General features: G+C 73.6%; 24 protein-coding genes. 8 read left to right on the top strand and 16 right to left on the bottom strand.

Annotated elements, in window-relative coordinates:
* The first annotated feature begins 7 nt into the window (after positions 1–7).
* Positions 8–715 (top strand): phosphotransferase family protein, encoded by a 708-nt coding sequence (locus ACCP09_RS28320; protein ID WP_433751634.1) that lies wholly within the window; start codon positions 8–10, stop codon positions 713–715.
* Positions 716–719: 4 nt separating this feature from the next.
* Here ACCP09_RS28320 and ACCP09_RS28315 read toward each other — a convergent pair whose 3' ends face one another.
* Both ACCP09_RS28315 and ACCP09_RS28310 read right to left on the bottom strand, forming a co-directional pair.
* Entirely contained in the window at positions 720–1,931 is a 1,212-nt protein-coding gene (locus ACCP09_RS28315) for an RNA polymerase sigma factor (RefSeq protein ID WP_027929874.1), read from the bottom strand.
* On the bottom strand, positions 1,928–2,299 hold the full coding sequence (locus tag ACCP09_RS28310) for a YciI family protein (protein ID WP_027929875.1): 372 nt from the start codon (positions 2,297–2,299) through the stop codon (positions 1,928–1,930). The genes ACCP09_RS28315 and ACCP09_RS28310 overlap by 4 nt, the downstream gene beginning before the upstream one ends.
* Before the next feature lie 94 nt (positions 2,300–2,393).
* Here ACCP09_RS28310 and ACCP09_RS28305 point away from each other — a divergent pair, with 94 nt between their 5' ends.
* Positions 2,394–2,828: a YybH family protein gene (locus tag ACCP09_RS28305; RefSeq protein WP_027929876.1), complete on the top strand. Its 435-nt coding sequence runs from the start codon at positions 2,394–2,396 to the stop codon at positions 2,826–2,828.
* Here the strand turns inward: ACCP09_RS28305 and ACCP09_RS28300 are convergent.
* The 5 genes from ACCP09_RS28300 to metH form a co-directional block, all read right to left on the bottom strand.
* Complete coding sequence (locus ACCP09_RS28300; protein ID WP_027929877.1) at positions 2,825–3,763, bottom strand: AEC family transporter; 939 nt, start codon at positions 3,761–3,763, stop codon at positions 2,825–2,827. The two genes, ACCP09_RS28305 and ACCP09_RS28300, sit on opposite strands and share 4 nt — an antisense overlap.
* Positions 3,760–4,605 (bottom strand): ATP phosphoribosyltransferase, encoded by an 846-nt coding sequence (hisG, locus tag ACCP09_RS28295; RefSeq protein WP_027929878.1) that lies wholly within the window; start codon positions 4,603–4,605, stop codon positions 3,760–3,762. Before hisG ends, ACCP09_RS28300 begins: the two co-directional genes overlap by 4 nt.
* A gap of 30 nt (positions 4,606–4,635) precedes the next feature.
* Positions 4,636–4,899: a phosphoribosyl-ATP diphosphatase gene (locus ACCP09_RS28290; RefSeq protein WP_027929879.1), complete on the bottom strand. Its 264-nt coding sequence runs from the start codon at positions 4,897–4,899 to the stop codon at positions 4,636–4,638.
* A gap of 66 nt (positions 4,900–4,965) precedes the next feature.
* Entirely contained in the window at positions 4,966–5,628 is a 663-nt protein-coding gene (locus ACCP09_RS28285) for an HAD family hydrolase (protein WP_123686882.1), read from the bottom strand.
* A gap of 16 nt (positions 5,629–5,644) precedes the next feature.
* The gene (metH, locus tag ACCP09_RS28280; protein WP_433751630.1) at positions 5,645–9,196 is read right to left on the bottom strand and encodes a methionine synthase; all 3,552 of its coding nucleotides are present in this window, start codon (positions 9,194–9,196) and stop codon (positions 5,645–5,647) included.
* 125 nt (positions 9,197–9,321) lie between these two features.
* Here metH and ACCP09_RS28275 point away from each other — a divergent pair, with 125 nt between their 5' ends.
* Together ACCP09_RS28275 and ACCP09_RS28270 are read left to right on the top strand one after the other, a co-directional pair.
* Complete coding sequence (locus ACCP09_RS28275) at positions 9,322–10,161, top strand: PAC2 family protein (protein WP_017982487.1); 840 nt, start codon at positions 9,322–9,324, stop codon at positions 10,159–10,161.
* Positions 10,158–11,285: an MFS transporter gene (locus ACCP09_RS28270; protein ID WP_378335278.1), complete on the top strand. Its 1,128-nt coding sequence runs from the start codon at positions 10,158–10,160 to the stop codon at positions 11,283–11,285. Before ACCP09_RS28275 ends, ACCP09_RS28270 begins: the two co-directional genes overlap by 4 nt.
* On the opposite strand, the gene ACCP09_RS28265 is transcribed toward ACCP09_RS28270, so the two are convergent.
* Both ACCP09_RS28265 and ACCP09_RS28260 read right to left on the bottom strand, forming a co-directional pair.
* The gene (locus tag ACCP09_RS28265) at positions 11,268–13,229 is read right to left on the bottom strand and encodes an MFS transporter (RefSeq protein ID WP_433751825.1); all 1,962 of its coding nucleotides are present in this window, start codon (positions 13,227–13,229) and stop codon (positions 11,268–11,270) included. The two genes, ACCP09_RS28270 and ACCP09_RS28265, sit on opposite strands and share 18 nt — an antisense overlap.
* 372 nt (positions 13,230–13,601) lie before the next feature.
* Positions 13,602–14,192: an ArsR/SmtB family transcription factor gene (locus ACCP09_RS28260; RefSeq protein ID WP_027929885.1), complete on the bottom strand. Its 591-nt coding sequence runs from the start codon at positions 14,190–14,192 to the stop codon at positions 13,602–13,604.
* Positions 14,193–14,372: 180 nt separating this feature from the next.
* Between ACCP09_RS28260 and ACCP09_RS28255 the strand changes: the two genes are divergently transcribed.
* Positions 14,373–15,956: an ABC-F family ATP-binding cassette domain-containing protein gene (locus tag ACCP09_RS28255; RefSeq protein ID WP_433751627.1), complete on the top strand. Its 1,584-nt coding sequence runs from the start codon at positions 14,373–14,375 to the stop codon at positions 15,954–15,956.
* 15 nt (positions 15,957–15,971) lie between these two features.
* Here the strand turns inward: ACCP09_RS28255 and mshC are convergent, their stop codons facing one another.
* The 3 genes from mshC to ACCP09_RS28240 are packed head-to-tail and all read right to left on the bottom strand — an operon-like array spanning position 15,972 to position 18,628.
* On the bottom strand, positions 15,972–17,210 hold the full coding sequence (mshC, locus tag ACCP09_RS28250; protein ID WP_027936578.1) for a cysteine--1-D-myo-inosityl 2-amino-2-deoxy-alpha-D-glucopyranoside ligase: 1,239 nt from the start codon (positions 17,208–17,210) through the stop codon (positions 15,972–15,974).
* 57 nt (positions 17,211–17,267) lie between these two features.
* Entirely contained in the window at positions 17,268–17,981 is a 714-nt protein-coding gene (locus tag ACCP09_RS28245; protein ID WP_228684636.1) for a GH25 family lysozyme, read from the bottom strand.
* A gap of 59 nt (positions 17,982–18,040) precedes the next feature.
* Entirely contained in the window at positions 18,041–18,628 is a 588-nt protein-coding gene (locus ACCP09_RS28240) for a TetR/AcrR family transcriptional regulator (RefSeq protein ID WP_400981810.1), read from the bottom strand.
* A gap of 73 nt (positions 18,629–18,701) precedes the next feature.
* On the opposite strand from ACCP09_RS28240, the gene ACCP09_RS28235 reads away from it, so the two are divergent.
* Complete coding sequence (locus ACCP09_RS28235; protein WP_433751624.1) at positions 18,702–20,021, top strand: cytochrome P450; 1,320 nt, start codon at positions 18,702–18,704, stop codon at positions 20,019–20,021.
* On the opposite strand, the gene ACCP09_RS28230 is transcribed toward ACCP09_RS28235, so the two are convergent.
* Together ACCP09_RS28230 and ACCP09_RS28225 are read right to left on the bottom strand one after the other, a co-directional pair.
* A complete protein-coding gene (locus ACCP09_RS28230) occupies positions 20,008–20,427 on the bottom strand; it encodes a hypothetical protein (RefSeq protein WP_433751622.1) in 420 nt (139 codons plus the stop codon). The genes ACCP09_RS28235 and ACCP09_RS28230 overlap by 14 nt on opposite strands.
* Before the next feature lie 316 nt (positions 20,428–20,743).
* Positions 20,744–21,334, bottom strand: a complete 591-nt coding sequence (locus ACCP09_RS28225) for a helix-turn-helix transcriptional regulator (protein ID WP_433751620.1) — start codon at positions 21,332–21,334, stop codon at positions 20,744–20,746.
* Between the two features lie 78 nt (positions 21,335–21,412).
* On the opposite strand from ACCP09_RS28225, the gene ACCP09_RS28220 reads away from it, so the two are divergent.
* Positions 21,413–21,790 (top strand): cupin domain-containing protein, encoded by a 378-nt coding sequence (locus ACCP09_RS28220; protein ID WP_400981801.1) that lies wholly within the window; start codon positions 21,413–21,415, stop codon positions 21,788–21,790.
* 144 nt (positions 21,791–21,934) lie between these two features.
* On the opposite strand, the gene ACCP09_RS28215 is transcribed toward ACCP09_RS28220, so the two are convergent.
* Complete coding sequence (locus tag ACCP09_RS28215) at positions 21,935–23,893, bottom strand: vWA domain-containing protein (protein ID WP_123686892.1); 1,959 nt, start codon at positions 23,891–23,893, stop codon at positions 21,935–21,937.
* Positions 23,890–25,287 carry an ATP-binding protein gene (locus tag ACCP09_RS28210; protein WP_123686893.1) on the bottom strand — a complete coding sequence of 466 codons (1,398 nt, stop codon included), beginning with the start codon at positions 25,285–25,287 and terminating at the stop codon, positions 23,890–23,892. The genes ACCP09_RS28215 and ACCP09_RS28210 overlap by 4 nt, the downstream gene beginning before the upstream one ends.
* A gap of 79 nt (positions 25,288–25,366) precedes the next feature.
* Between ACCP09_RS28210 and ACCP09_RS28205 the strand changes: the two genes are divergently transcribed.
* Positions 25,367–26,164 (top strand): hypothetical protein, encoded by a 798-nt coding sequence (locus ACCP09_RS28205; RefSeq protein ID WP_027929894.1) that lies wholly within the window; start codon positions 25,367–25,369, stop codon positions 26,162–26,164.
* Positions 26,165–26,231 lie beyond the last annotated feature (67 nt).

Below are 26,231 nucleotides of genomic sequence, written 5' to 3'. Positions count from 1 at the left end.
ACGGCCGGTGGCGGTAGCGGAACCTGAGGGCGTTCGTCAACGGAAACTGGTGGCGCTGCGGCCGCCGTGCAGCAACCGCTTTCCGCGACGAGCCGCATTGGACGAACGTCTTAATGCGGCTACATGTGGGACACTCCGCGCTGCGGAGGTTGCGGTACATCGTCCACAGTGGATCGTTTCCACCGGCGGCCCGGCCGCATCGGTGCACGAGGTGCACCGTCTGACTCCGAGTCGCCGAACATCTGGCCGTCGCAGGGATCGCCGTGTGGTGCTCGACGAGATCACCGAGCCCCGGCTGCTGCACGGCGACCTGTGGACCGCCAATGTGCTCCTCTCCCCTGGCGCGCCGGAGCCGCTGATCGGCGGCGTGCTGGACCACGACCGGGCGTCCTGGGGTGATCCCGCCGCCGACTGGAGCCTGTACGCCGCGTCGCGGCCCGATCCGGTCCGGGACGCGTTCTGGGCGGGTTACGGGCGGCCGGCGGACACTGCGCAGGCCCGCGCGGGCGCTGGTCTACCGCGCCCGGCACCTCGGCGCGGTGCGGCTGGAACGCCACCGGCTCGGCAACACCGACGGCGTCGCGGCGAGTTACCTCGAGCTCCGCGCCGTCCTCGATGCGCTGGCTGCCTAACCGGGGCGATGAGCGGCGGCAACACGGTCCACAGCCGACGGATCGGCATCGGCAGCGGTGCGCGCCCAAGCCGCGCGGTATAGGACGTTATACACTTCCCGAGGCGCAGCGGCGGGCACGCGCCTCCAGGTACCGCCGCTCCGGCACGCTCAACGTGCCCCGCGCGGCGCGGTCGTATGCCTCCGCCGCCGCGGGGAGATCGCCGGTGCGCTCCAGGAGGTGCGCCCGCACCGCGTCCACGCGGTGGTGCCCGGCCAGCGCCGGGTCCTCCGCTGCCACCGCCAGCTCCCGCAAGCCGGCCTCCGGACCGTCCACTTCGGCCACCGCCACGACCCGGTTCAGCGTCACCATCGGGCCGGGCGCCACGGCCGCCAGCAGCTCGTACAGCCCGGCGATCTCGCGCCAGTCGGTGTCCTCCGCGCGCCCGGCCTGCCCGTGCACGGCGGCGATCGCGGCCTGCAACTGGTACGCGCCCACCGGCGCGGTCGTCAGCGCCCGCGTCACCAGCGCCGTGCCCTCGTCGATCATCGCCCGGTCCCACCGCGACCGGTCCTGTTCGGCGAGCGGGACCAGTACACCACCGGGGCCGGTGCGGGCGGCGCGGCGCGCGTCGGTCAGGAGCATCAGGGCGAGCAGGCCCGTCACCTCCCCCTCGGCGGGCAGCCGGGCATGCAGCTGCCGGGCCAGGCGGATCGCCTCGGCGGTCAGGTCCACGCGCTGCAACGACTCCCCCGAACTCGCCGTGTGCCCCTCGGTGAAGACCAGGTACAGCACGTTGAGCACGGCGGCCAGTCGCCTGCCGTACTCCTCCGGCGCGGGTGGCCGGAACCGGGCGCCGGCAGCCTTGATCCGCTGTTTCGCGCGGCTGATGCGTTGCGCGATCGTGGATTCCGGCACCAGGTAGGCCCGCGCGATCTCGGCGGTGGTGAGCCCGCCGACCGCCCGCAGCGCCAGCGCCACCTGCGACGCCGGGGTCAGCGACGGGTGGCAGCACAGCATGAGCAGGGTGAGCGTGTCGTCCACCGCGGGCACCGGCGCCGGGTCCGGTGGCGTCATCAGCGCGACGTTCTCCTCCCGGCGGCGGCGCGCGGCCTCCGACCGCCACAGCTCGATCCGCCGCCGGGACGCGGTGGTGATCAGCCAGCCCTTGGGGTTGTCGGGCATCCCCTGGGCCGGCCACTGCGTCGCGGCCGCGAGCAGCGCCTCCTGCACCGCGTCCTCGCACAGGTCGAAGTCGCCGTAGCGGCGCACCAGCGCGGCGAGCACCTGCGGCGCCAGTTCGCGCAGCACCTCGTTCACGGCAGGAAGACGCTCAGGTCCTGCGTGGGGCGCACCTCGACCAGGCCGAGCCCCGCCTCCGGGATCCGCGCCGCCCACTCCACGGCCCGCTCCAGGCTCCCGCAGTCCAGCACGTAGAACCCGGCCAGCTGCTCCTTGACCTCGGCGAACGGCCCGTCCCCCGCCACGACCTGCCCGTCGGAGACCAGGACCCGCTTACCCGTCTCCGGCGGCGCCAGCGACGCCGAGGTCACCAGCTCCCCCGACTCCGCCAGGTCGCGGTCCAGCGCCTCGTACGCTTTGAGCCCCTGCCGTTTCTCGTCGTCGGCCAGGCTTTCCCACACCGCCTGCGACGCCGCGTTGCGGTAGATCAGCACCAGGAACTTCATCTGCCCTCCCGGACTCCTCACCCGGGATGTCGAGACCGGGCCCGCGGTCTCGACGTCACCGGTGGAAGCACACACCCTAGCCGGGAGGACGACGATGACCAGCACGAACGAGATCCACGCGGTGATCGAGGAGCAGGCGGCCGCCATCCGGGCCGGCGACGCGGACGCGGTCGTCGCCCGCTACGCGCCGGAGATCGTCGCGTTCACCCTCGCCCCGCCGCTGGCCCACGACGCGGCCGAGATGCGCGACCCGGACAACCTGCGCGGCTGGTTCGCCGGGTTCGACGGCCCGGTGGACTACGAGGTCCGCGACCTGCGCGCCACCGTCGACGGCGAGCTGGCCTTCGCCCACAGCCTCAACCGCATGTCCGCGCTCCCCGCCGGCCACGACGAGCCGTTCACCCTGTGGTTCCGGTCGACGGTCTGCCTGCGCCGCGACGACGGCCGGTGGCTGATCGCGCACCAGCACCAGTCCACACCGTTCCACATGGACGGCACCTTCGCCGCCGCCCTGGATCTGGAGCCCTAGAGGAACTCGCCGACCAGCCAGGACACCAGGGACAGCGACCCCATCGACACCAGGGTGGACACGAGCACGCAGTCCCGCACGAACCGGCTGTCCAGGGCGTACTGGCTGGTCGCGATGAAGATGTTCTGCGCGGTCGGCAGCCCCGCGCACACCGTCGCGATCATCAGCGCCGGGTGCGGCACGCCGAGCAGCAGGCCGACGCCGAGGGTGATCGCGGGCTGGGCGAACAGCTTCAGCCCGACCACCGCCGCCATCTCGGCCCGCCGCGTCCCCATCGGGTCCCGCGCGCCGCCGGAGGTGAGGGACATGCCCAGCACCAGCAGCGCGGTGCCCACCCCGGCGGAGGCGAGCAGGTGCAGCGGCTGCGCCACCAGGTGCGGCAGGTGCAGTCCGCTCGCCCGGAACAGCACCCCGGCCAGCGACGCGGCGATCACCGGGGTGCGCACCGGCAGCATCAGCAGCGTCCGCCACCGCGAGCGGCCCGGCTCCCGCGCGTCGGCCTCCAGCAGCGCCAGCAGCGACGGCATCAGCACCAGCGTCTGCAACAGGATCATCACCACGACGAACGCGGAGTCCCCGAACAGCTGCAGCAGGACCGGGATGCCCAGGTTGCCGGCGTTGGCGTAGCAGGAGGCCATCCCGCTGACCGCCCACTCCGACAGCTTGCGCCGGAACACCCACTTGCCCAGCGCGAACCCGATCGCGCCCACCACGACGGTGCCGATCAGGAACGCGAGCACGCCCGGGTTCAGCAGGGCGGTCAGCGGGGTGTCCTGCATGGTGGTGAACAGCACCGCGGGCATCGCGACGACGAAGACGTACTTCGTCAGCGCCGCCTCGGCGCCCTCGCCGAGCACGCGGAACCGGCCGAGCAGGTACCCCAGTCCGGTCAGTGCCCAGATCGGCGCGAACGCCGGCAGGACACCGCCGGTCAAAGCCGGCAGGAGCGGATGTCGGAGGCGAGCACCGCCTTCGCACCCACCTCGGCCAGCTCGTCCATGATCTGGTTGACCTTCTTGCGCGGCACCATCGCCCGCACCGCGACCCAATCCGGGTCGGCCAGCGGCGCGACCGTCGGCGACTCCAGGCCCGGCGTGATCGCGACCGCCTTGTCCAGCAGGGTCCGCGGGCAGTCGTAGTCGAGCATCATGTACTGCTGCGCGAACACCACGCCCTGCAGCCGGGCGGTCAGCTGCGACTTCGCCTTCTGCGCGTCGCTGCCGGCGCGTTGCACCAGCACCGCCTCGGACACGCAAATCGGGTCGCCGAACGCGACCAGGTTGTGCTGCCGCAGGGTCCGCCCGGAGCCGACCACGTCGGCGATCGCGTCGGCCACGCCGAGCTGGATCGAGATCTCCACCGCGCCGTCGAGCCGGATCACCTCGGCCTCCACGCCCTGCCGGGCGAGGTCGTCGCGCACCAGCTTCGGGTAGGAGGTGGCCAGCCGCTTGCCCTGCAGGTCGGCCGGCTTCCAGTCCTGCCCGGCCGGGGCGGCGTAGCGGAAGGTGGAGCCGCCGAAGCCCAGCGCCAGCACCTCCTCGACCGGGGCGCCGGAGTCCAGCGCCAGGTCGCGGCCGGTGATGCCGAGGTCCAGCTCGCCGGAGCCGACGTAGATCGGGATGTCCTTGGGGCGCAGGAAGAAGAACTCGACCTCGTTGTTCGGGTCGAGCACGGTCAGGTCGCGCTGCTCATGCCGCTGGCGGTAACCGGCCTCGCCGAGCATCTCCGACGCCGGCCCGGCCAGCGCTCCCTTGTTCGGCACCGCAACCCGCAGCATGCCCTCACTCCTCAATCGTTCTCGGCCCCGCTACAGGTAGCGGTACACGTCCTCGGTGGTCAGCCCGCGCCCGAGCATCAGCACCTGAACCCGGTACAGCAGCTGGGAGATCTCCTCGGCCAGCCGGTCGTCGGACTCGTGCTCGGCGGCGATCCAGACCTCACCGGCCTCCTCGAGCACCTTCTTGCCCTGGGCATGCACGCCGGCGTCCAGCGCCTCCACGGTGCCCGATCCCTCGGGTCGGTTGCGGGCCCGCTCGGTGAGCTCGGCGAACAGCTCGTCGAAGGTCTTCACGGTCTGTAGATCCTTCCATCCGGCCCGCCACGGGGGCGATCCGGGCCGCCGCTGCTGACGGCGACGTCACACCAGGCCGCGCAGCGTGTCCGCGTCCACCCCGGTCAGCGAGGTGCGGAACACCCGGCGCGGGCCCGCTTCGACGGACACGTCGTTGGGCACCACGAGCACGACGCACCCCGCGGCGGCGGCCGACGCGGCGCCCGGCGGGGAGTCCTCGACGGCCACGCAGCGTGCCGGGTCCGCGCCGAGCAGCCGCGCCGCACGCAGGTACGGCTCGGGGTGCGGCTTGTTGAGCCCGTCCACCTCGTCACCGCAGACGGTGACGTCGAAGAACTCCCGCCCGATGGTGTCCAGCGCCAGCTCGGTCAGCGACCGCTCGGTGGAGGTGACCAGCGCCGAGGGCACCCCGGCGCGGCGCACCGCGGTCAGCGCTTCGCGGGCGCCGGGCCGCCACGGCAGCTCGTCGGCGAACAGGTTCGCCGTCCGGTCGCGGATCCACGCGCCGGTCTCCGCGACCGCCGCGGCGGTCGGCTCGTGGCCGGTCACCGTCAGCAGGAAGCCCGCCGTGGCGTCCATGTTGGACCCGACGAGCGTGAGCCGCTGCTCGGTGGTGAGCGTGCCGCCCAGCCACTCCGCGCACTCGTACAGCGCGACGTCCCACAGCTTCTCCGAGTCGACGAGCGTGCCGTCCATGTCCCAGAGCACGGCAGCAAGGCCGTCCGTCAAGTGGTTCTCCCTCTGCTCAGGTGTTGAAGTACTTGGCCTCGGGGTGGTGGGCCACGATCGCGTCGGTGGACTGCTCGGGGTGCAGCTGGAATTCCTCGGACAGCTTCACGCCGATCCGTTCCGCGTCGAGCAGCTCCACGATGGTCGCGCGGTCCTCCAGGTTCGGGCAGGCGCCGTAGCCGAGGGAGAAGCGGGCACCGCGGTAGCCCAGTTTGAAGAAGTCCTCGACCGAGCGCGGGTCCTCGTCGGCGACCGCGCGGCCGCTGGTGAAGTGCAGCTCCTGCCGGACGCGGCGGTGCCAGTACTCGGCCAGCGCCTCGGTGAGCTGCACGCCGAGGCCGTGGACCTCCAGGTAGTCGCGGTAGGCGTCGTTGGCGAACAGCTCGTTGGCGTAGTCGGCGATCGGCTGCCCCATGGTGACCAGGGTCAGCGGCAGCACGTCGACCTCGCCGGTGGCGCGGGGCCGGAAGAAGTCGGCCAGGCACAGGTAGCGGTCGCGGGTCTGCCGCGGGAAGGTGAACCGGGCCCGCTCGGGCGCGTCGGCGTGCGCCTCGGCCAGCACCACCAGGTCGTTGCCCTCGGCCACGGCGGGGAAGTAGCCGTACACCACGGCAGCGTGCTGCAGGACCCCGTCGGTGGCCAGCCGGTCCAGCCAGTACCGCAGCCGTGGGCGCCCTTCGGTCTCCACCAGCTGCTCGTAGCTGGGCCCCTGTCCGCCGCGGGCGCCGCGCAGGCCCCACTGGCCGAGGAAGGTGGCCCGCTCGTCGAGCAGTGCGGCGTACTCGGCGACCGGGATGCCCTTCACCACCCGGGTGCCCCAGAAGGGCGGCACGGGCACAGGCACGTCGGTCGCGACATCGGAACGGGCGGGAATGGGGGCCTCCGGCTCTCGAGCGGACTTGCGGGCTTCGGCGATGCGCAGGGACCGCTCGCGGCGGGCCTTGCGCTCCGCTCTCTTCGCCGCCTCCTCCGCGCTGATCTCCGGCGCCCGGCCGTGCTTGGCCGCCATGATCGTGTCCATCAGCCGCAGGCCCTCGAACGCGTCCCGCGCGTAGCGGACGTCGCCCTGGTAGAGCTCGGCGAGGTCGTTCTCCACGTAGGTGCGGGTCAGTGCCGCGCCGCCGAGCAGGACGGGCCAGCGCTGGGCGACGCCGCGGGAGTTCATCTCCTCCAGGTTCTCCTTCATGATCACCGTGGACTTCACCAGCAGCCCGGACATGCCGATCGCGTCCGCGCCGTGTTCGTCGGCCGCGTCCAGGATCGCGCTGACGGGCTGCTTGATACCCAAGTTGATCACGTCGTAACCGTTGTTCGACAGGATGATGTCGACCAGGTTCTTGCCGATGTCGTGCACGTCGCCCTTGACCGTGGCCAGGACGATCTTCCCCTTGGTCTGGATGTCGCCTTGACTCTGCTCTTCGATGTGGGGTTCGAGGTAGGCCACGGCGGTCTTCATGACCTCGGCCGACTGCAGCACGAACGGCAGCTGCATCTGGCCGGACCCGAACAGCTCGCCGACGGTCTTCATGCCGGACAGCAGGGTCTCGTTGACGATGTCCAGCGCCGGTTTCTCCGCCAGCGCGGCGTCGAGGTCGGCCTCCAGCCCGGTGCGCTCGCCGTCGACGATCCGCCGCTCCAGCCGCTCGAACAGCGGCAGCGCGGCCAGCTCCTCGGCGCGCGAGGCCCGGCTCGACGCGGCCGAGACGCCCTCGAACAGCGACATCAGCTTCTGCAGCGGGTCGTAGCCCTCCCGGCGGCGGTCGTAGACCAGGTCGAGCGCGACCTCCCGCTGCTCGTCCGGGATCCGCGCCATCGGCAGGATCTTCGACGCGTGCACGATCGCCGTGGTCAGCCCGGCTTCGACACACTCGTGCAGGAACACCGAGTTGAGCACCTGGCGCGCGGCGGCGTTGAGCCCGAAGGAGACGTTGGAGATGCCCAGCGTCGTCTGCACCTCCGGGTAGCGGCGCTTGAGCTCGCGGATCGCCTCGATCGTCTCCAGCGCGTCGCGGCGGGTCTCCTCCTGCCCGGTGGTGATCGGGAAGGTCAGGCAGTCGACGATGATGTCGGAGACGCGCATGCCCCAGTTGGTGACCAGGTCCTCGATCGTGCGGGTGGCGACGCGGACCTTCCACTCGGCGGTGCGGGCCTGGCCCTCCTCGTCGATGCACATCACCACGACCGCGGCGCCGTGCTCGGACACCAGCCGCATGATCTTCTGGAAGCGCGAGTCCGGGCCGTCACCGTCCTCGTAGTTGACGCTGTTGACCACGCACCGGCCGCCCAGCCGTTCCAGGCCGGCCTGGAGCACCGCGGGCTCGGTGGAGTCGAGCATGATCGGCAGCGTCGACGCCGTCGCCAGCCGCCCGGCCAGCTCGGCCATGTCCGCCGCGCCGTCCCGGCCGACGTAGTCCACGCACAGGTCCAGCAGGTGCGCGCCGTCCCGGGTCTGCTCGCGGGCGATCTCCACGCAGTCCTCGTAGCGGCCTTCGAGCATGGCCTCGCGGAACTTCTTGGAGCCGTTGGCGTTGGTGCGCTCCCCCACCATCAGCACCGACGCGTCCTGCTCGAACGGCACCGCCTGGTACAGCGAGGACACGCCGGGCTCGTGCCGCGGACGGCGGGGCGCGCGCTCGGCGTCCCGCACCGCCTCGGCGAGCTGGCGGATGTGCTCGCCGGTGGTGCCGCAGCAGCCGCCGACCAGGCCGACGCCGAACTCGCGCACGAACCCGGACAGCGCCTCGGCCAGCCCTTCCGGCGACAGCGGGTACACCGCGCCGTCCGGGCCCAGCTCGGGCAGGCCGGCGTTGGGCATCACGGACAGCGGCACCCGCGCCGACTTCGACAGCGTCCGCAGGTGCTCGCTCATCTCCGCGGGGCCGGTCGCGCAGTTCAGGCCGATCACGTCGATGCCCAGCGGCTCCAGCGCGGCCAGCGCGGCGGCGACCTCGGTGCCCAGCAGCATCGTGCCGGTGGTCTCCACCGTGATCGAGGCGATCACCGGCACCTCGCGGCCCACGGAGCGCATCGCCCGGCGCGCGCCCAGGATCGCCGCCTTGGTCTGCAGCAGGTCCTGCGACGTCTCCACCAGCACCGCGTCCACCCCGCCGTGCAGCAGGCCGGTGACCTGTTCGACGTAGGCGTCCCGCAGCCGCGCGTACGGCGCGTGGCCGAGCGTGGGCAGCTTGGTGCCCGGGCCGACCGAGCCCAGCACGAACCGCGGGCGGTCCGGCGTCGCGTGCTCGTCGGCGGTCTCCCGCGCCAGCCGCGCCCCCGCCTCGGCCAGCTCGGCGATGCGGTCGGCGATCCCGTACTCCCCCAGGTTGGCCAGGTTCGCGCCGAAGGTGTTCGTCTCCACCGCGTCCGCGCCGGCCTCCAGGTAGGTGCGGTGGATGCCCCGCACCACGTCCGGGCGGGTCACGTTCAGGATCTCGTTGCAGCCGTCCAGGCCCGCGAAGTCGTCCAGGGACAGCTCGTGCGCCTGCAGCGCCGTGCCCATCGCCCCGTCCGCCACGACCACACGGGCGGCGAGGGCGTCCAGCAGCGGTGACGAGAAACGACCGGACATGACACCAGGCTACGGTCTCGTCACCGCCCGCCGGGTCGTAGGCTGGGTGGGTGAGTGACCCAGCCGACGCGATCCCACAGCCCGAGCCCCCGGACTCGGAGGACACCACGGCCAGGGACCGGGTGATGATCCTGGCCTTCGAAGGCTGGAACGACGCAGGTGACGCGGCCAGCACGGCCCTGGAGCACCTCCAGCTGAGCTGGGACGCCAAGCCGCTCGCCGAGCTCGAGCCGGACGACTACTACGACTTCCAGGTCAGCCGCCCGACGGTCCGGATGGTGGACGGTGTCACCCGCAGGGTGGAATGGCCGACCACGCGACTGGCGATCTGCCACCCGCCCGGCTACGACCAGGACATCGTGCTGGTGACCGGCCCCGAGCCGAACATGCGGTGGCGTGCCTTCTGCCGCGAGCTGCTCGGCCACATCGAGGACCTGGGGGTGACCACGGTCGTCACGCTCGGCGCGCTGCTGGCCGACACCGCCCACACCCGCCCGGTCCCGGTCACCGGCACCGCCTACGACCCGGAGGCCGCGGCCCGGTTCGGGCTGGAGCGCAGCCGCTACCAGGGCCCGACGGGCATCGTCGGCATCCTGCAGGACGCGTGCGTGCAGGCGGGCATCCCGGCGATCTCCATCTGGGCCGCGGTGCCGCACTACGTGTCCCACCCGCCCTCGCCGAAGGCGACGCTGGCGCTGCTGCACAAGCTCGAGGACGTCCTGGACGTCGAGGTCCCGCTGGGCGCGCTGCCCGAGCAGGCCGAGGAGTGGCAGCAGACGGTCAGCGAGATGGCCGAGGAGGACGAGGAGATCGCCGAGTACGTCCGGTCCCTGGAGGAGCGCGGCGACGCGGAGACCGCGATCACCCTGGAGGAGTCCAGCGGCGAGAAGATCGCCGCCGAGTTCGAGCGTTACCTGCGGCGGCGCCGTCCGGGCGCGGAGGGACCTGGACCGGCAGGCCGGTGAGCGGGCGGCCCGCCCGCGCCGCGCTCTACGTCGGTGGCCTCCTCGGACCGTTCGGGGCCGGGGTGGTGTCGTCGATGCTGCCCGAGCTGTCGGCGAGTTTCGGCGTGTCGCCGGGCACCGCGGCGTCGTCGCTGACGGCCTACCTGCTGCCGTTCGCGCTGGTCATGCTCGTGTCGGGAACCTACGGCGCACGCTGGGGCCCGGTGCGCACGATCCGGATCGCCTACGCCGGCTACGTCCTGGCGGCGGCGCTGGCGGCGCTCGCGCCGTGGTTCTGGCTGTTCCAGGTCACCCGCGGGCTGCAGGGCGTGGCCAACGCGTTCACCACGCCGCTGCTGCTGACCAAGCTCGCGGCGATCACCCCGGCGGACCGGCTCGGGCGGGCGCTCGGCACGTTCGGGGCGATGCAGGCGCTCGGGCAGACGTCCGCGCCGCTGGTCGGCGGGCTGGCCGCGGAGGGCGACTGGCGGTGGGCGTTCGCCGGGATCGCCGTGGTCGCGCTGGTGCTGGCGGCGAGCCCGCTGCCGCCGGACGACCCGGGGGCCGAGCGGGAGTCTCGGTTGCGGGACGCGTGGCGTCCGGTCGTGCTGTGGGCCGGCGGCGTGGTGTTCCTGGCCTGGGCGTGCCTGGCCGGGCTGCCGTTCCTGGTGGCGTTCCGGGTCGACGACCTGTTCGCGCTGACACCGGGCGTGCGCGGGCTGGTGCTGACGGCCTACGGGATCGCCGGGTTCGTCGCCGCGCGGCTGGTGGGCGCGGCATCGGACCGGTTCGGGCCGCGGGTGGCGCTGGCCGCCGGGCTGCTGCTGGGCGCGGCGGCGATGGCCTCGATCGGGCTGTTCCCGTCGCTGCCCGCGGTGACGGTCGCGTGGGCGGTCGGCGGGGTGTGCGGCCAGCTGGTGCTGGTCGGGATCAACGCGACGGTGCTCGCCGGGGAGGGCAACGGGCGCAGCGGCGCGATCTCGGTGGTCACGGCGCTGCGGTTCCTCGGCATGTCCGCCTCCCCGGCCGTGTTCACCGCGCTCTACCACACCAGCCCGGCGCTGAGCTTCCTCGTCGCGGCCGGGGTGCTGGCCGCGACGGTGCCGCTGCTGGCGTTGCGGCCGAGGTCAGAGGATGCGGCGTAGCGGGACCGGGCCGCGAGCGCGCTTGCGCCATTCGCGCGGGTAGCCCAGCGACACCTCTTCGAAGCGCACGCCGTCGGCCCAGGTGGTGCGCGGGATGTGCAGGTGCCCGAACACGGCGACCTCGGCGCGGTAGCGCAGGTGCCAGTCCTCGGTGCGGGTGGTGCCGCACCACAGCGCGAACTCCGGCCAGCGCAGGGGCGCGGTCGGGTGGCGGTGCAGCGGCCAGTGCGACATCAGGACCGTGCCGTGGTCGGCGGGGATGGCGTCCAGGCGCTGCTCGCTGTGCTTGAGCCGGTCGGCGCACCAGTCCTGGCGGGTGGGGAACGGGTCGGGGTGCAGGTAGAACTCGTCGGTGCACACCACTCCGGCCTCGCGGGCCTGGTCGAGCGCCTCGGCCAGGGACGCGTCCTCGGCCTGCGGGGTGCGCCAGCTGTAGTCGTAGAGCAGGAACAGCGGGGCGATGGTGAGCGGCCGGTCCGCGTGGGACCAGACCAGGTAGTCGTCCTCCGGGGTGCGGACGCCGATTTCGCGGCAGCGCTCGACGAGGTGCCGGTAGCGGGCCTCGCCGCGCAGCTCGTCGCCGTCGCGCGGGACGGTCCACAGTTCGTGGTTGCCGGGCACCCACACCACCTCGGCGAAGCGCTGTTTGAGGGTGGCCAGCGTGGTGGTGACCGCGTCGATCTTCTCGGCGACGTCACCGGCGACCAGCAGCCAGTCCTCCGGGGAGTCCGGGCGGACTTCGTCGATCAGCGGCGCGTTGCCGTTGTGGGTGACGTGGAGGTCGCTGGTGGCGTAAGAGGTGGGGCACTGGTCCACCGTAGTCATCCGCCGCACCAGCACGGCGACCCCGAGCGCGCCGGCGACGAGGTTGAGCGCGGCCTGGAAGTTCAGCAGCGAGGTCAGGCCGAGCGGGCCGACGAGCGCGCCCGCGCCGAGCATGCCGGCGACCTGGGCCAGTGCCTGCACGGCGAAGCCGGTGCTGAGCACGCGGCCGGTGCTGCCGGGCGGGCTGACGGTCTGGACGACCGAGAGCAGCCCGGCGTTGAGCATGACGACCGGGACGCCGACGGCGATGAACAGTCCGATGTAGACGCCGAACGCGCTGGTCAGCGCCGGGGCGTTCCAGATGACGGCGGCGGTGAGGCCGAACGCGACGGTGCCCCAGCCGAGCAGCCGCGCGGGGGCGGCGTTGCGGGCGACCGTGGCGAGGGCGAGGCCCGCGACGAGCCCGCCGATGGCCTGGACACCACGCAGCAGCCCGGTTTCGGCTTCGCCCTGGCCGAGCGGGCCGCTGACGAAGAGGACGAACAGGACGACGAACATCCCCTGCCCCACGGACATCAGGGCGGTCATGAAGATCACCAGCCGGAGCCGGTGGTCGCGGCGGATGTCGGCGAGCCCGTCGAGCCAGGCCCGGACCGCCGGGGCCCGGCGCGTGGGCCGGGGTTCGGCGAAGCGGGGCGCGAGGAAGCCGATCGCGGCCACGAGGGCGGCGGTGTACGCGACGACGACGGCGCCGAGGCCGGCGAAGCCGAGCAGCACCCCGCCGAGCGCGCTGCCCCCGAGCCGGGCGACGCAGGTGCCCACGCCGAGCGCCCCGTTGGCGGCGGTCGTCTGCCCGGGGGCCAGCACGGGGACGAGCGCGCTGCGAGCGGGCTCGAACACCGCCGCGAGACCGGACTGCAGAGCCATGACGAGGTAGATCACCGGAAGGCTGCTGCTGAGCAGCGGCACCGCGACGACCGCTTGGCCTGCGCACACCGCGGCGAGCAGGGCACGCCGGTTCCGGCGATCGGCGAGCACCCCGGCGACCGGGCTGAGCACGACGGCGGGCAGCACGCCGGCGACCATGGTGGCGGCGGTCGCCGCGGGCGAGCCGGTGAGTGCGAAGATGTGCAGCGGCAGCGCGACCTGCAGCATCCACTCCGCGGTCTCGGCGCACATCCCGGCGGCCCAGAGACGCGCGAAGGCGGGGGTTCTCAGGGGGCTGGGCATGATCGCTCCTCCCTCGCGTGCTTCGCGCCGGTCACCGGATCTGCTGTGCGCGCGGTGCGGGATGGCGGGCGCGCGTGGCGGGGCGCTGCTGTTCGCGCGTCGCGGAACGACGCACACCCCGCGCGGGATGCTGCTCGCGGGTGGCCGGACGGTGGGCGCGCCCAGGCGGGCTGCCCGCGAGTGGCGGGGCGCTGGGCGCGCCCTTGGAGGCTCGCCGGCCGATGGCCGGGCCGCGTCGGCAGTCCAGCCACCCGCGTGCGTGCCCACCTCCGGTGCCACGCCGGGCTCGTCGGCGCCGCGGCGCGGGCGCGCGGCCCGGCGCTACTCACTCGGCTTCCCGTTCGCCTCGACGCGCGGGTATGCCCGCCAGCTCGCCTGGACCGGCCGCGCTCCCTCCGGCGCCCCGGTCCGGATGGTCGCCACGTAGGGCCGCACCAGCTCGTCGATCGCCTCGGTCAGGGCCGCCAGTTCGGCCGGCGTCACCCGCAGGGCATAGGTGTTGATCGCCGACGCCTCCTGCCACTCGCGGTCGAACGAGCCGATCGTGTCCAGGAACCGCTGCCCCAGCACGCCGTCCTCGGCGATCCGCGCGCCCGCCGCGGCCAGTTGCGCCGTCTGCACCCCCGGGTCGGTCGCGAACTCGCCGAAGTCCAGCCCGACCGGCGTGGCCCGCCACGGCCGCTCCCGCCCGTCGGCCGCCTCGACGCGCTCCACCAGCCCCCACTGCGCCAGTTGCCGCAGGTGCCAGCTGCAGTTCGACGCCGTCGAGTCCACCGCCTCCGCGCACTCCGTCGCGGTCCGCGGCCCGACGGCCATCAGGTAGCTCAGCAGCTCCGACCGCAGCGGGTGCGCCAGCGCCCGCATCAGCTCCGCGTCCCGGACCCGCCGTCGTGGCGGCAGCTCGGCGGCCATCGGCACTCCCAACGTGAAAGAACCCTTTCGAAAGGACTCTTTCACATCTTGGGCCGGAAAACAAGTTGCCCTCCCGCGCTAGCCTGGAAGCACCATGAAGAACTGACATCCCGACCGACCCGCGTCCGAGGCCAGGTGGCCCGGCGGGTTCCGCCAGCGCACTCCGGCCGGTGATGTCCCATGTCTTTGCGCGTTCACGAGCTGTCCTTCTCCTACGGCTACCGCGTCCTGTTCGACCGCTTCGACTTCGCCGCCGACCCCGGCCAGCGGGTCGGCCTGGTCGGCGAGAACGGGGCGGGCAAGTCCACGCTGCTGAAACTCCTGGCGGGCGCCGAGATCCCGCACGGCGGCACCGTCCACACCGGACCCGACGTGGGGTTCCTGCACCAGGAACTCCCCTACCCCGCCCACACCCCGCTCTCGGCGGTCGTCGAGGACGCGCTGGCCGGCATCCGCCGCGCGGCGCGGCGGCTGGACCGGCTCGCCGAGGCGGTCTCGGCCGATCCGTCGGAGGCGGTCCTCGCCGAGTACGGCGAGGCGTTGGAATGGGCCCAGGCACACGACATCTGGGACGCCGACCGCCGTGCCGCGGTCGTCCTGGACGGCCTCGGGCTCGGCGGGATCGACCGGCCGGTCGGCGAGCTGTCCGGCGGCCAGCGGTCCCGGCTCGGGCTGGCCGCGCTGCTCATCCGGCAGCCGGCCACGCTGCTGCTCGACGAGCCGACGAACCACCTCGACGACCCGGCGATGGAGTTCCTCGAACGCCACCTCACCGGCCTGTCCGGGACGGTGGTGCTCGCCTCGCACGACCGGGTCTTCCTGGACGCGGTGTGCACGGCGATCGTCGACCTCGATCCCGCGCTCGGCGGGCCGGCCCGCTACGGCGGCGCCTACCGGGACTACCTGGCGCACAAGCGCACCGAACGCGCCCGCTGGGAGCAGCGCCACGCCGAGGAGCAGGCCGAGCTGAGGCGGCTGAAGGAGTCGGTCGCGGTCACCGCGCGCGCCGTCGCCCACGACCGGCCGCCGAGGGACAACGCGAAGACGCTGTACGACTTCAAGACCGGCCGGGTGCAGAAGCAGATCTCCCGGCGGGTCCGCAACGCGCAGCAGCGGCTCGACGAGCTCACCGCCAACCAGGTCCGCAAACCCCCGCCGCCACTGCGGTTCGCGGGCGCGCTCACCGCACCGGCGGGCGAGGACGAGCTGATCCTCTCCGCCCGCGGGATCCACGTGCCGGGACGGCTGGAACTGTCCGAACTGGACCTCACGGCGTCGGCGCGGCTCCTGGTCACCGGCGGCAACGGCGCGGGCAAGTCGACGCTGCTCACCGTGCTCGCCGGCGGGCTGGCCCGGCAGGCGGTGCAACGCCGGAAGGGCCTGCGCACCGGGATGCTCGCGCAGGACGTGAGCCTGCCCGATCCGGCGCGGACGCCGCGCCGGCTCTACGCCGAGGCGGCCGGCCCGGACTCCCCCGCGCTGACCGACCTCGGCCTGATCGCGCCGCGGGACCTCGACCGGCCGGCCGGGCTGCTGTCGGTCGGGCAGCGGCGGCGGCTCGCGCTCGCGATCCTGATCGCCCGGCCACCGGACCTGCTGCTCCTCGACGAGCCGACGAACCACATCTCGCTCACGCTCGCCGAGGAGCTGTTCGACGCGCTGGGCTCGGCGCCCGGCGCCGTCGTCCTCGCCAGCCACGACCGCTGGCTGCGCCGGGAGTGGGACGGTGCGACCCTGCGACTGGAACAGGGCCGCACCGTATAGGTCGTTATACGCCGATCAGAGCTCGACGCCCAGCAGCGCGTCGACCGCGACGCGGATCAGGCCGGGCGCGCCCGTGTCGCGCCCGCCCTGCCGCAGCGCCTCGTCGGCCCACGCGTCGATCGCCCGCATCGCGTTGACCGTGTCGAGGTCGTCGGCCAGGTGGTCGCGCAGGCGGGCGACGGTGTCGTCGGCCTCCGGCCCGGCCGGCAGCGCCGCGGCCTCCCGCCACCGCGCCAGCCGCTGCTGGGCGGTGGTGAGCAGGTCGTCGGTCCACGAGCGGTCGCTGCGGTAGTGGCCGGCGAACAGGGCGAGCCGGATCGCGTTCGGGTCCACGCCGTCGGCGCGCAACCGCGACACGAACACGAGGTTGCCGCGCGACTTGGACATCTTCTCGCCGTCCAGGCCGATCATGCCGCTGTGCACGTAGTGGCGGGCGAACGGGTGCTCGCCGGACAGCGCCTCGGCGTGCGCGGCGCTGTACTCGTGGTGCGGGAAGATCAGGTCCGAGCCGCCGCCCTGCACGTCGAAGCCCATGCCGAGCCGGTTGACCGCGATCGCGCTGCACTCGATGTGCCAGCCGGGGCGTCCGGGGCCCAGCTCGGACTCCCAGGACGGCTCACCCGGCCGGGCGGCGCGCCACAGCAGCGCGTCCAGCGGGTCGCGCTTGCCGGGGCGGTCCGGGTCGCCGCCCCGCTCGGCGAAGAACTTCGCCATGGTCTCGCCGTCGTAGTTCGACTCGTAGCCGAAGCGGCCGGTGGCCGAGCGGTCGAAGTAGATGTCCGGGTACTCCGGGTCGTCGGCGCGGTAGGCCGCGCCGTGCGCGAGCAGCTTCGAGATGACCTCGACGATCTCCGGGATGCTCTCCACCGCGCCGACGAACTGCTTCGGCGGCAGCACCCGCAGCGCCTCCATGTCCTCGCGGAACAGGGCGGTCTCCCGCAGGCCGAGGACCACCCAGTCGTCCTGGTCCCGTTCGGCGCGCTCCAGCAGCGGGTCGTCGATGTCGGTCACGTTCTGCACGTAGTGCACCGTGTGCCCGCTGTCCCGCCACACCCGGTTGACCAGGTCGAACGCGAGGTAGGTCGCCGCGTGACCGAGGTGCGTGGCGTCGTACGGGGTGATGCCGCAGACGTACATGCGCGCCGTCTTGCCCGGCGTGGTGGGGCGCACCTGCCCGGTGGCCGTGTCGTACAACCGCAGCGCGCGTGGCGTGCCCGGCACGTAGGGCAGGGGTACCGAGGACCAAGTCTTCATACCCCAACCCTAAGTGGCGTTCCGGTGAACCGTCCCGCCCGGTGGGAACGTTTCGCGTCACGAAGCGGTCAGCGACCGCAGTTCGTCGATCGTGCCGAAGAACGTGTCCTGGTTGCCGGGCAGCGGGCCGGCGACGGCGGACTGCCAGAACTTCGCCGTCCAGCCGCCGGGCACCTCGCCCATCGTGGTGTTGTAGCGGGCCAGCCAGAGGACGTGGTCGGCGGCGAAGGCGGTGCTGTCGGCCGTGCACGCCTTCCACCACCGGTTCGTCGTGTAGATGATCGGCGTGTGCCCGGTGCGCCGCTTCAGCTCGGTGCTGAAGTCGCGGATCCAGGCGACCATGTCCGCCGGCGATTTCGCATAGCAGGCGGGGGTGTTCGGTGTGTCCTCCAGGTCCAGCGTCGGCGGCAGGGTCATGCCGTCGGCGAACCACTTGCCGTCGTGGGTATGCAGGTACGCGGCCTGCTCGGCGCCGCCGGTCTTGTCCGGGCGCGCGTAGTGGTAGGCCGACCGGTACAGCCCCGCCGCCTTCGCGCCGCGGAACTGCGCCAGGAAGTTCGGGTTCACGTACCCGACACCCGCGGTGTCCTTGACGAACACGAAACCCGCGCCCGCGGCCTTGGCGGCGGCGAAGTCGGGCACCCCCTGCGAGGCGCTGATGTCGAACCCGGCGATCTGCGCCGCGGGCTGCGCCGAGGCCACCGCGGGCGCGAACCCGGCCACGAGGGCCGTCACCACCGCCACCAACCGGAAGATCGTTTTCGCTGCCACGTCCCGGACCGTAGATCCACTTCCGGGTCATCGCGCGGCGCGTGACCGCATCGGGTGAGTCAGGCGCCGGGAAACGAGGCGGCCCACATCGCCTCCAGGCCGGCCGTGAGCTGCTCCGACGTCGGGGCCCCGTCCGGGTCGAGCAGCCACTGCACGGCCAGCCCGTCGCAGATCGCGATCACGAAGCTGGCCACCGACTGGCACCGCGGGTCGTCGGCCGTGGTGCCGTCCGCCAGTGACCGCGCGACCAGCTCGGCGACCTTCGCGCGGCAGCGCCGGTACTGCTCGGCGAACTGCTCCCGCAGCGACTCCGTCCGCTCGGCCTGCGCCAGCGCCTCGACGTAGGACAGCAGCAGCGCCCGGCTGGCGGGCAGGCTGTCCAGCATCGCCGCCCACGCGCGCCGCCCGCGCTCGATCGGCGGCACGGCGGGCTCGGCCATCGCGATCGAGGCCAGCTTGTCGGTCCACTCCTCGAACACCTCGCCGATCGCGGCGTTGAGCAGGCCCGCCTTGGACCCGAAGTGGTACCCGATCGAGTGCAGGTTGGTGTCCGACGCCGCGACCAGGTCCCGCGCCGTGATGTGCGCGTACCCCTTCTCCTCCAGCAGCCGCCGCGCCGCGGCGAGCAGCTCTTCCCGGTGTCCCACACCGGAACCCTAGCTGGACACCCGAGTTACACGTGCGTATAAATGAGGCACCGGTCACGTCGAGGAGGTCGCGATGAGCGTCGAAACCCCGTCCCGGACGAGCACGCTGCCGCTGCCGCCGGGCCCGAGGCTCCCGGCGGGCGTGCAGACGGTCCTCTTCGGCAACTTCCGGCACGTGCTGATGCCGCTGCTGCGGCGCCGCTACGGCGACCTCGTGCGGCTCAACCTGTACCCCGAGCGGCACGTGGTGCAGCTGGCGGACGTCGAGCACATCAAGGCGGTGTTCAGCGGACCGGCCGACGTGTTCCACGCCGGTGAGGGCAACGTCATCCTCAAGCCGCTGATGGGCCCGCACTCGGTGCTGCTGACCGACGAGGACGTGCACCTGCGCGCCCGCAAGCTGCTGATGCCCGCCTTCCACGGCGCGGCGCTGCGCGGCTACCGGGAGATGATCACCGAGCTGGCCGAGGTCGAGGTCGCGAGCTGGACGCCCGGCCGGGTGTTCCGCTCGCACGAGCGCATGCAGGCGCTGACGCTGGAGATCATCCTGCGCGTGGTGTTCGGCGTCGCCGAGGGGCCGCGGCTGGACGAGCTGCGCGCCCTGCTCACCCGGATCGTCGACATCGGGGTGCTCGAACTGTTCGGCTGGCACAACGCGAAGCTGCGCCGGTTCGGCCCGTGGCGGCGCTACAGCCTCGCGCAGGACCGGGTGGACGAGCTGCTCTACGCCGAGATCGCCGACCGCCGCAAGGCCGACGACCTCGACGGCCGCGGCGACGTGCTGTCCCGCCTGCTGACGGTGCCCGCCGAGGACGACCGGCTCTCCGACGCGGAGCTGCGGGACCAGCTGATCACCCTGCTGCTGGCCGGGCACGAGACCACCGCGACCGCGCTGGCCTGGTCGTTCCACGAGCTGGCGCGCGACCCGGCGCGGCAGCGGCGCGCGATCGAGGCCGCCGACGCCGGGGACGAGAAGTACCTGGAGGCGGTGGCCAAGGAGGCGATGCGGCAGCACCCGGTGATCTCCGAGGTGGCGCGGCGGCTGACGCGCGACATCGAGATCGGCGGCTACCGGATTCCGGCCGGCTACACGGTGATGCCCTCGATCGCGCTGGTCCAGGGCGATGTGGCGCACCACGAGGACCCGGCGGCGTTCCGGCCGGAGCGGTTCCTCGACGGCGGCCCGGCGTCGGGCACGTGGTTCCCGTTCGGCGGCGGCGTGCGGCGCTGCCTGGGCGCCGGGTTCTCGTTGCTGGAGGCGACGATCGTGCTGCGGGCGGTGCTGACGCGGTTCGCGGTGGAGCCGGACCGCGCCCGCGGCGAGCACTCGAAGCCGCGGCACATCACGATGGTGCCCGGGCGGGGCGCCCGGATCGCGGTCATCCCCCGGTGAGGAGCAGGCCGCCCAGCGCGACGAGGGCGAGCGCCTTGACGGCCTCGAGCACGACGTAGACGACGTGCGCCCGGGATCGCGGGACGTCTTCGCCGGCGAGGACACGGTCGGAGCGGCGGTTCAGCGGCGGCCGGACCACGGCGAGCTGCACGACGAGCACGACCGCGGCGACGGCGCCGGCCAGGTACGCCGGCCACCGGACGTCCGACAGGGCGACCCCGGCGGCGACGAGCACCGCGAGCACCACCTCGGCGCGGTTGAGCGCGCGGAAGACGATGCGCCCGATGCCCAGCCCGAGCGGCACGGTCACGCCGGGCGCGCGGAACTTCAGCGGCGCCTCGAGGAACGAGATCCCGAGCACCATGCCCAGCCAGAGGCAGGTGACACCACCGGCGAGTTCAGCCATCGACAACCTCCAGTTCGGGGTCGGGGTTCACGGGGCGCCGGGTCCGGCATCGATCGCCTCCGGTTCGGCGAGGGGCTCGATTCGACGCAGAGGGCCGGTTCCGCGCACGCCGGGGAATGCGCGCGGGTCACCCGGTGCGGCATCGGCCGCCTCCAGTCCCGCGCGGGGGCTCGACTCGGCGGCGCCGGGGCGGTTCGGGACAGGGGCGCCGGTTCGGCGCAGGCCAGGCGGCTCGCCCGCGCAGCCCGACCAGCGACCGGCACCCGCGGGGGTTTTGGTGTCGGCACTGGGCGGGCGGGTCGCGCGTGCGGTCGGCTCAGCCATCGGCCGCTTCCAGCTCGACCACGCACGCGTCCGGATCGGCGAAGGGCAGCAGGCGCCTCGCGCGGAGGGGGCCGTCCGCGAGGGCGCCGTTCAGCATGCCGAGGTGCACCGAGCAGACCGCGTCGCGGTGGCGGGACGCCAGCTCCAGGAACGGGCAGTGCCGCAGGCGGATCCGGTGCGGGTCGGCGGCCTGTTCGGGCTCGAAGCCCAGCTCGTCGAGCAGGCGCACCACCTGCGCGGGCGTCTCCGGACGGGCGGTGAGACGGCGGCCCCACGCGGTGCCCGCCGTCTCCGGGTCGCCGGTGCCGCCGGTCAGCAGGATCTCGGCCAGCACCTCGTAGCGGCGGTCCCGGCCCCGCGCCGTCACCGGCGGCACCCGGTACTCGGCGGCAGGCCGTCCCGGGCCGCGCGCGTGGCCCGGCGCCCGCTCGACCAGCCCGTCGGCCACCAGCTGGTCCAGGTGGAAACGCACGCTGTTCGGGTGCAGCCCGAGCCGCCCGGCCAGCTCGGCCACACCCACCGGCCCCGTCTCCCGGATCGCGCGCAGCACCTCGGCGCGGCGTCCCGGCACGTGGTGCGTCATCGTGGCCTCCCCTGCGCGCGGGTTATCCTGGTCCTGAATTTATCCAAGGATTTTTCGTACTAACAGGGCGGGGTTGGATTGCGCACCACGGCACACCGGCACGGCCCGAGCGAGACCCTCCCGGCGAACATCCAGGAGATCGCCGCGGCGGGCGACGGCGCGCCGGGCATCCTGTGGCGGCTGCGTGAGGAGGGCCGCCAGCTCGACGCGAACCTGGTGCACCTGCCCGCCGGCGAGCGGATCGGCACCCACGCCGAGCCGGACCTCGACCTGCTGCTGGTGGTCGTGACCGGCGCCGGGAAGCTGACCACCGGCGACGACACCGTCGACGTCGGCCCCGGCTCACTGGTGTGGCTGGCGCACGGGCAGGCACGGGCGATCGAGGCGGGCCCGGAGGGCCTGTCGTACCTCACCGTGCACCGCCGCCGCCCGGGGATGCGGATCGGGCACCGCTAGAGGGGGGATCGTCCGCCAAGACGTGACCAGCGCCGCCAGTCGCGCGCGAGCACCGGCCCACGGCAGCCGGCAAGCGGGTCCGTGCCCGCGCCACCCGGCCCGGGCCGCGGGCCCTGCCGACCGCCGGAACAGGCGCGAACCGGGCTAGCGCCGCCGGGTGCGGAGGTAGTCGCTGATCACGGCGGCGCCCAGGCCGTCCACCTCGGGCGCCACGACGCGCCCGCCGGAGCGCCGCGCGATCAGGTCCACGAACGCCGCCAGCCGCGGGTCGTCGCCGAGGCGGAACACCGACACCGAGGCGCCCATCTTCGCCAGGCGGTCCACTTCGGACAGCGTCTTGACCAGGGTCCGGGGCTGGGGCGGGTAGTCGAACTCGGCGGTGCCGTCCGGTTCCAGGTGGGCGGTCGGCTCGCCGTCGGTCACCATCAGCACCACCGGCTGGGCGTCCGGGTGCCGTCGCAGGTGGCGGCCCGCCAGCAGCAGCGCATGGTGCGCGTTGGTGCCCTGCTCCCACACCCCCTCCAGCCCGACCAGCTCCGGCAGCTCCACCGACGCCGCGTACCGGCCGAAGGTGATCAGCTGCAGCGCGTCGTTGCGGAAGCGCGTGGAAATGAGCTGGTGCAGCGCCAGCGCGGTGCGCTTCATCGGCAGCCAGCGGCCCTCGGACACCATCGACCACGACGTGTCCACCAGCAGCGCCACCGCGGCCCGCGACCGCAGCTCGGTCTCCACCACCTCCACGTCGGACACGTCCAGCCGCACCGCGCCGCCGCCCGTCGAGGCCGTCCGCAGCACCGCGTTGCGCACCGTGCGGGACACCTCCCACGGTTCCCGGTCGCCGAACTGCCACGGCCGGCTCGCCCCGGTCGGCTCGCCCGCCGCGCCCGCCGACTCCGTCTGCCGCTCGCCGGTCTTGCCACGCAGCGAGTGCACGATGTCCGACAGCGCGGTCTCCCCCAGGCGCCGCAACGCCTTCGGGGTCAGCCGCAGCGAACCGTCCGGCGCGCGCTCGAACAGGCCCTGCGACCGCAGCTCCCGCTCCAGCTCGGACAACCGCCGCGCGTCGACCCCGGCGTCCGGGCCGAGCTGGCGTTCCAGCGCCTCCAGGTCGATGTCCTCCAGCCGCGCGCCCGGGTAGGACTGGGCCAGCTGCTCGGCCAGGGCGTCCAGCTCCGCGAGGTCCTGCATCGCCTGCGCGCCCTCGCCCAGCCCCAGCGGGTCCTGGCCGCGGAACCGCGCCGAGGACGTCCAGTCCTCCCCCGGCCGCATCGCCTGCAGCCGCGCGTCCAGGCCGGCCAGCTGCTGCCCGATCCGCGGGTCGCCGAACGCCTGCTGCGCCAGCTCGGCCAGCTCCGCCCGCTGCTCGGCCGACATCGAGTTCAGCATCCGCTGCGCGGCGGCCGCCCGCGCGGCCAGCGCGTCGATGAGCTCGTCCACGTCGCGCGGGTTCTCCGGGAAGAACTCGCCGTGGCGGCGCATGAACTCGTCGAACCGCTCGTCGATGTCGTCCACGCCGCGGGCGTGGGCGTCGAGCAGCGCGTTCAGGTCGGCCAGCATCTGGTGAACGCGCTCGACGTCCTCCTGGCTGGTGCTCTGCAGCGCCTGCTTCATGCCCTCGAACCGCGCGTCGAGCATCTCCCGGCCGAGCAGGTCCCGGATCTGGTCGTACTTGTCCCGGCCCTCCTCGGACCGCCACGGGTACTCCGACAGCTCGCGCACGGCGGCGGCCGTGCCCGGCGGCAGCGCGTCGAGCTGCGCCTCGGCGAAGCGGGCGTCGTCGGACGGGTCGGGGAACAGCGCCCGCTTCTCGGCGTCCAGTGCCTCGTCGAGCAGGCGCCGCACCTCCTGCAGCGTGCCGTCGAGGCGGTGGCGCCGCTGGATCTCGGCGCGGCGCTGCCACACCCGGCGGGTCATCTCGTCGAGCCCGCGCGTGTTGCGGGTGCCGCGGCGCAGCAGCTCCTCCAGCGCCGACCGCGGCGACGCGCCGTCCATGACCTCGCGGCCGATCTCGTCGAGCGCCTCGCGCAGGTCGATCGGCGGGGCGAGCGGGTCGGGGCCCTCGTGCCACGGGCCGTAGGACCAGCCCTCGGGTGCGGTGCTCACGGCCCGTACACCGTGGTCGCGTCGTCGGAGTCCTTGGCCAGCTGCCGGGCCAGGTACAGCGACTCCAGTGCCAGCTCGACGGCCGCCGCGATGCGTCCCGGCTCGTCGGTGGCCGACACGCCGGCGCGCTGGGCGACCTCGTGCAGCACCGGCAGCTCGGGCAGCGCGGCGAGGAGGTCCGCGCCGGGCACGCGCTCGCCGGTGGCGACCAGGTGCCCGTTGGACACCGCCTCGACCAGCGGGCGCAGGTTGAGCCCGCCGAAGCGTTCGCGGGCGGTCTCGGCGACCGCGCGGCGCAGCAGGTGCACCAGGTGCTCGGTCTCGCGCCCCTCCTCGCCCGGCTCGAACTCGATCTTGCCGCGCAGCACGGCGGGCACGGCCTCCAGGTCGACCGGGCGCGCCACGGCCGGGTGCTCGCCGGTCAGCGCGGCCCGGCGCAGTGCCGCCGCGGCGACGGTCTCCGCCGCCGCCACCGCGAACCGGGCCGACACGCCCGAGCGCTGGTCGACCACGGTGGACTCGCGCAGGTTGCGCACGAACCGGGCCAGCACCTCCAGCAGCGGCTCGCCGACCTCGGCGACCAGGTTCGCCTCCTGGCGCACCACGTCCACCTCGGCAGCCACGGTCAGCGGGTAGTGGGTGCGGATCTCGGCGCCGAAGCGGTCCTTGAGCGGCGTGATGATCCGGCCGCGGTTGGTGTAGTCCTCGGGGTTGGCGGTGGCGACGAGCAGCACGTCCAGCGGCAGCCGCAGCGTGTAGCCGCGGATCTGGATGTCGCGCTCCTCCATCACGTTGAGCAGCGCGACCTGGATCCGCTCGGCGAGGTCGGGCAGCTCGTTGATCGCCACGATGCCGCGGTGCGCGCGCGGCACGAGTCCGAAGTGGATGGTCTCCGGGTCGCCCAGGCTGCGGCCCTCGGCCACCTTCACCGGGTCGACGTCGCCGATCAGGTCGCCGACCGAGGTGTCCGGTGTGGCCAGCTTCTCGGTGTAGCGCTGATCGCGGTGCAGCCAGGCCACCGGCAGGTCGTCGCCCAGTTCGGCGGCGCGGCGGCGCGAGGCCGGGGTGATCGGCTCCAGCGGGTGCTCGGCCAGCTCGGAGCCCTCGATCACGGGGGTCCACTCGTCGAGCAGGCCGGCCAGGGTGCGCAGCAGGCGCGTCTTGCCCTGGCCGCGCTCGCCGAGCAGCACGACGTCGTGCCCGGCCAGCAGGGCGCGTTCGAACTGGGGCAGCACCGTCCGGTCGAACCCGACGATCCCCGGCCACGGGTTCCGGCCCTCGCGCAGCGCGGCGAGGAGGTTGTCGTGGATCTCGGTCTTGATGCTGCGCGGCAGGTGCCCGGCCGCGCGCAGTGCTCCCGCGGTGCGCGGGAGGTTCTCGGGTGCGGGTGTCACGACTACGACGCTACGCACGTCCCGCGGTGTCGTCGACGTGGAGCAACTCCAGCGTCCGGGTGCCGTATTCTGGATCGCCGTGTGCTGTCCCAGTGCGACCCTCACCGTGTGGGCCTCGGCGTGGCTGTCCGGCGCCGCCGCGTCCGACGACGTCCTCGACGCGCTCCTGGCGTGGGGCGAGGCCCACGAGGTGGTGGCCGCGGACGCCGAAGCCGCGGTGACGCTCGACCTCCCGCTCGCCGGTGACTTCCCCGGCACGCCCGTCCAGCTGCTCGCCGCGTTGCGCGCGCACGGCGCCGGCCCGGCCCGGCTGGTGCTGCCCGCGCCCGGCGACCCGCGGGGCCTCGGCGGCGGCGGGCCGTTCACCGAGGCCGCGATGCGGGCCGGTGAGGCCGTGCTGCTGCCCGGGCTGGGGTTCGGGCTGGTGCCGGTGCCGATCGCGGAGGGGCTGGTGCGCTGGTCGGTCCACAAGGTCGCGGTGCCGCTGAGCCCGGACTACGTGGCGCTGAACGAGGCGGAGCACGGCCTGACCGACGCGATCCGCGATTCCGCGGGCGCGCTGCAGGCGCTGGACGTCGCGCGGGACCGGCCGGGCGTGCGGGCCGAGCTGGCGGCGAAGCTGCGGGCGCGGCCGCGCCTGAACTGGCCTGCCGGGACACCGGGGCGGGCGCTGCGGGTGCTGCAGCGCGCCGACGAGGTGGGCGCGATCCTGGCGATCGCGGAGATCGACGAGCCGGGTGGCGCGTTGTCGTCGTCGGCCGCGGTGCGCCGCGCCGACGCCCTGCGCCCGTTGCGCACGGCGGTGCGCACGGCCCGGCACGCCGCGATCAACGAAGCGGTCCGGCAGCTCACCGAACAGGGTGACCGGCAGCCCTGATCGGCGGCTTGACAGCGTGGTGTTTCCTTGATCCGCACACATCGTCGTAGCGGCAGGAGACATCTTC

Origin of the sequence: Amycolatopsis sp. 3B14 (assembly GCF_050958625.1) — a bacterium.
GTDB classification, from domain to species: domain Bacteria; phylum Actinomycetota; class Actinomycetes; order Mycobacteriales; family Pseudonocardiaceae; genus Amycolatopsis_E; species Amycolatopsis_E thermoflava.
This window is presented reverse-complemented; position numbering and strand designations above follow the sequence as displayed.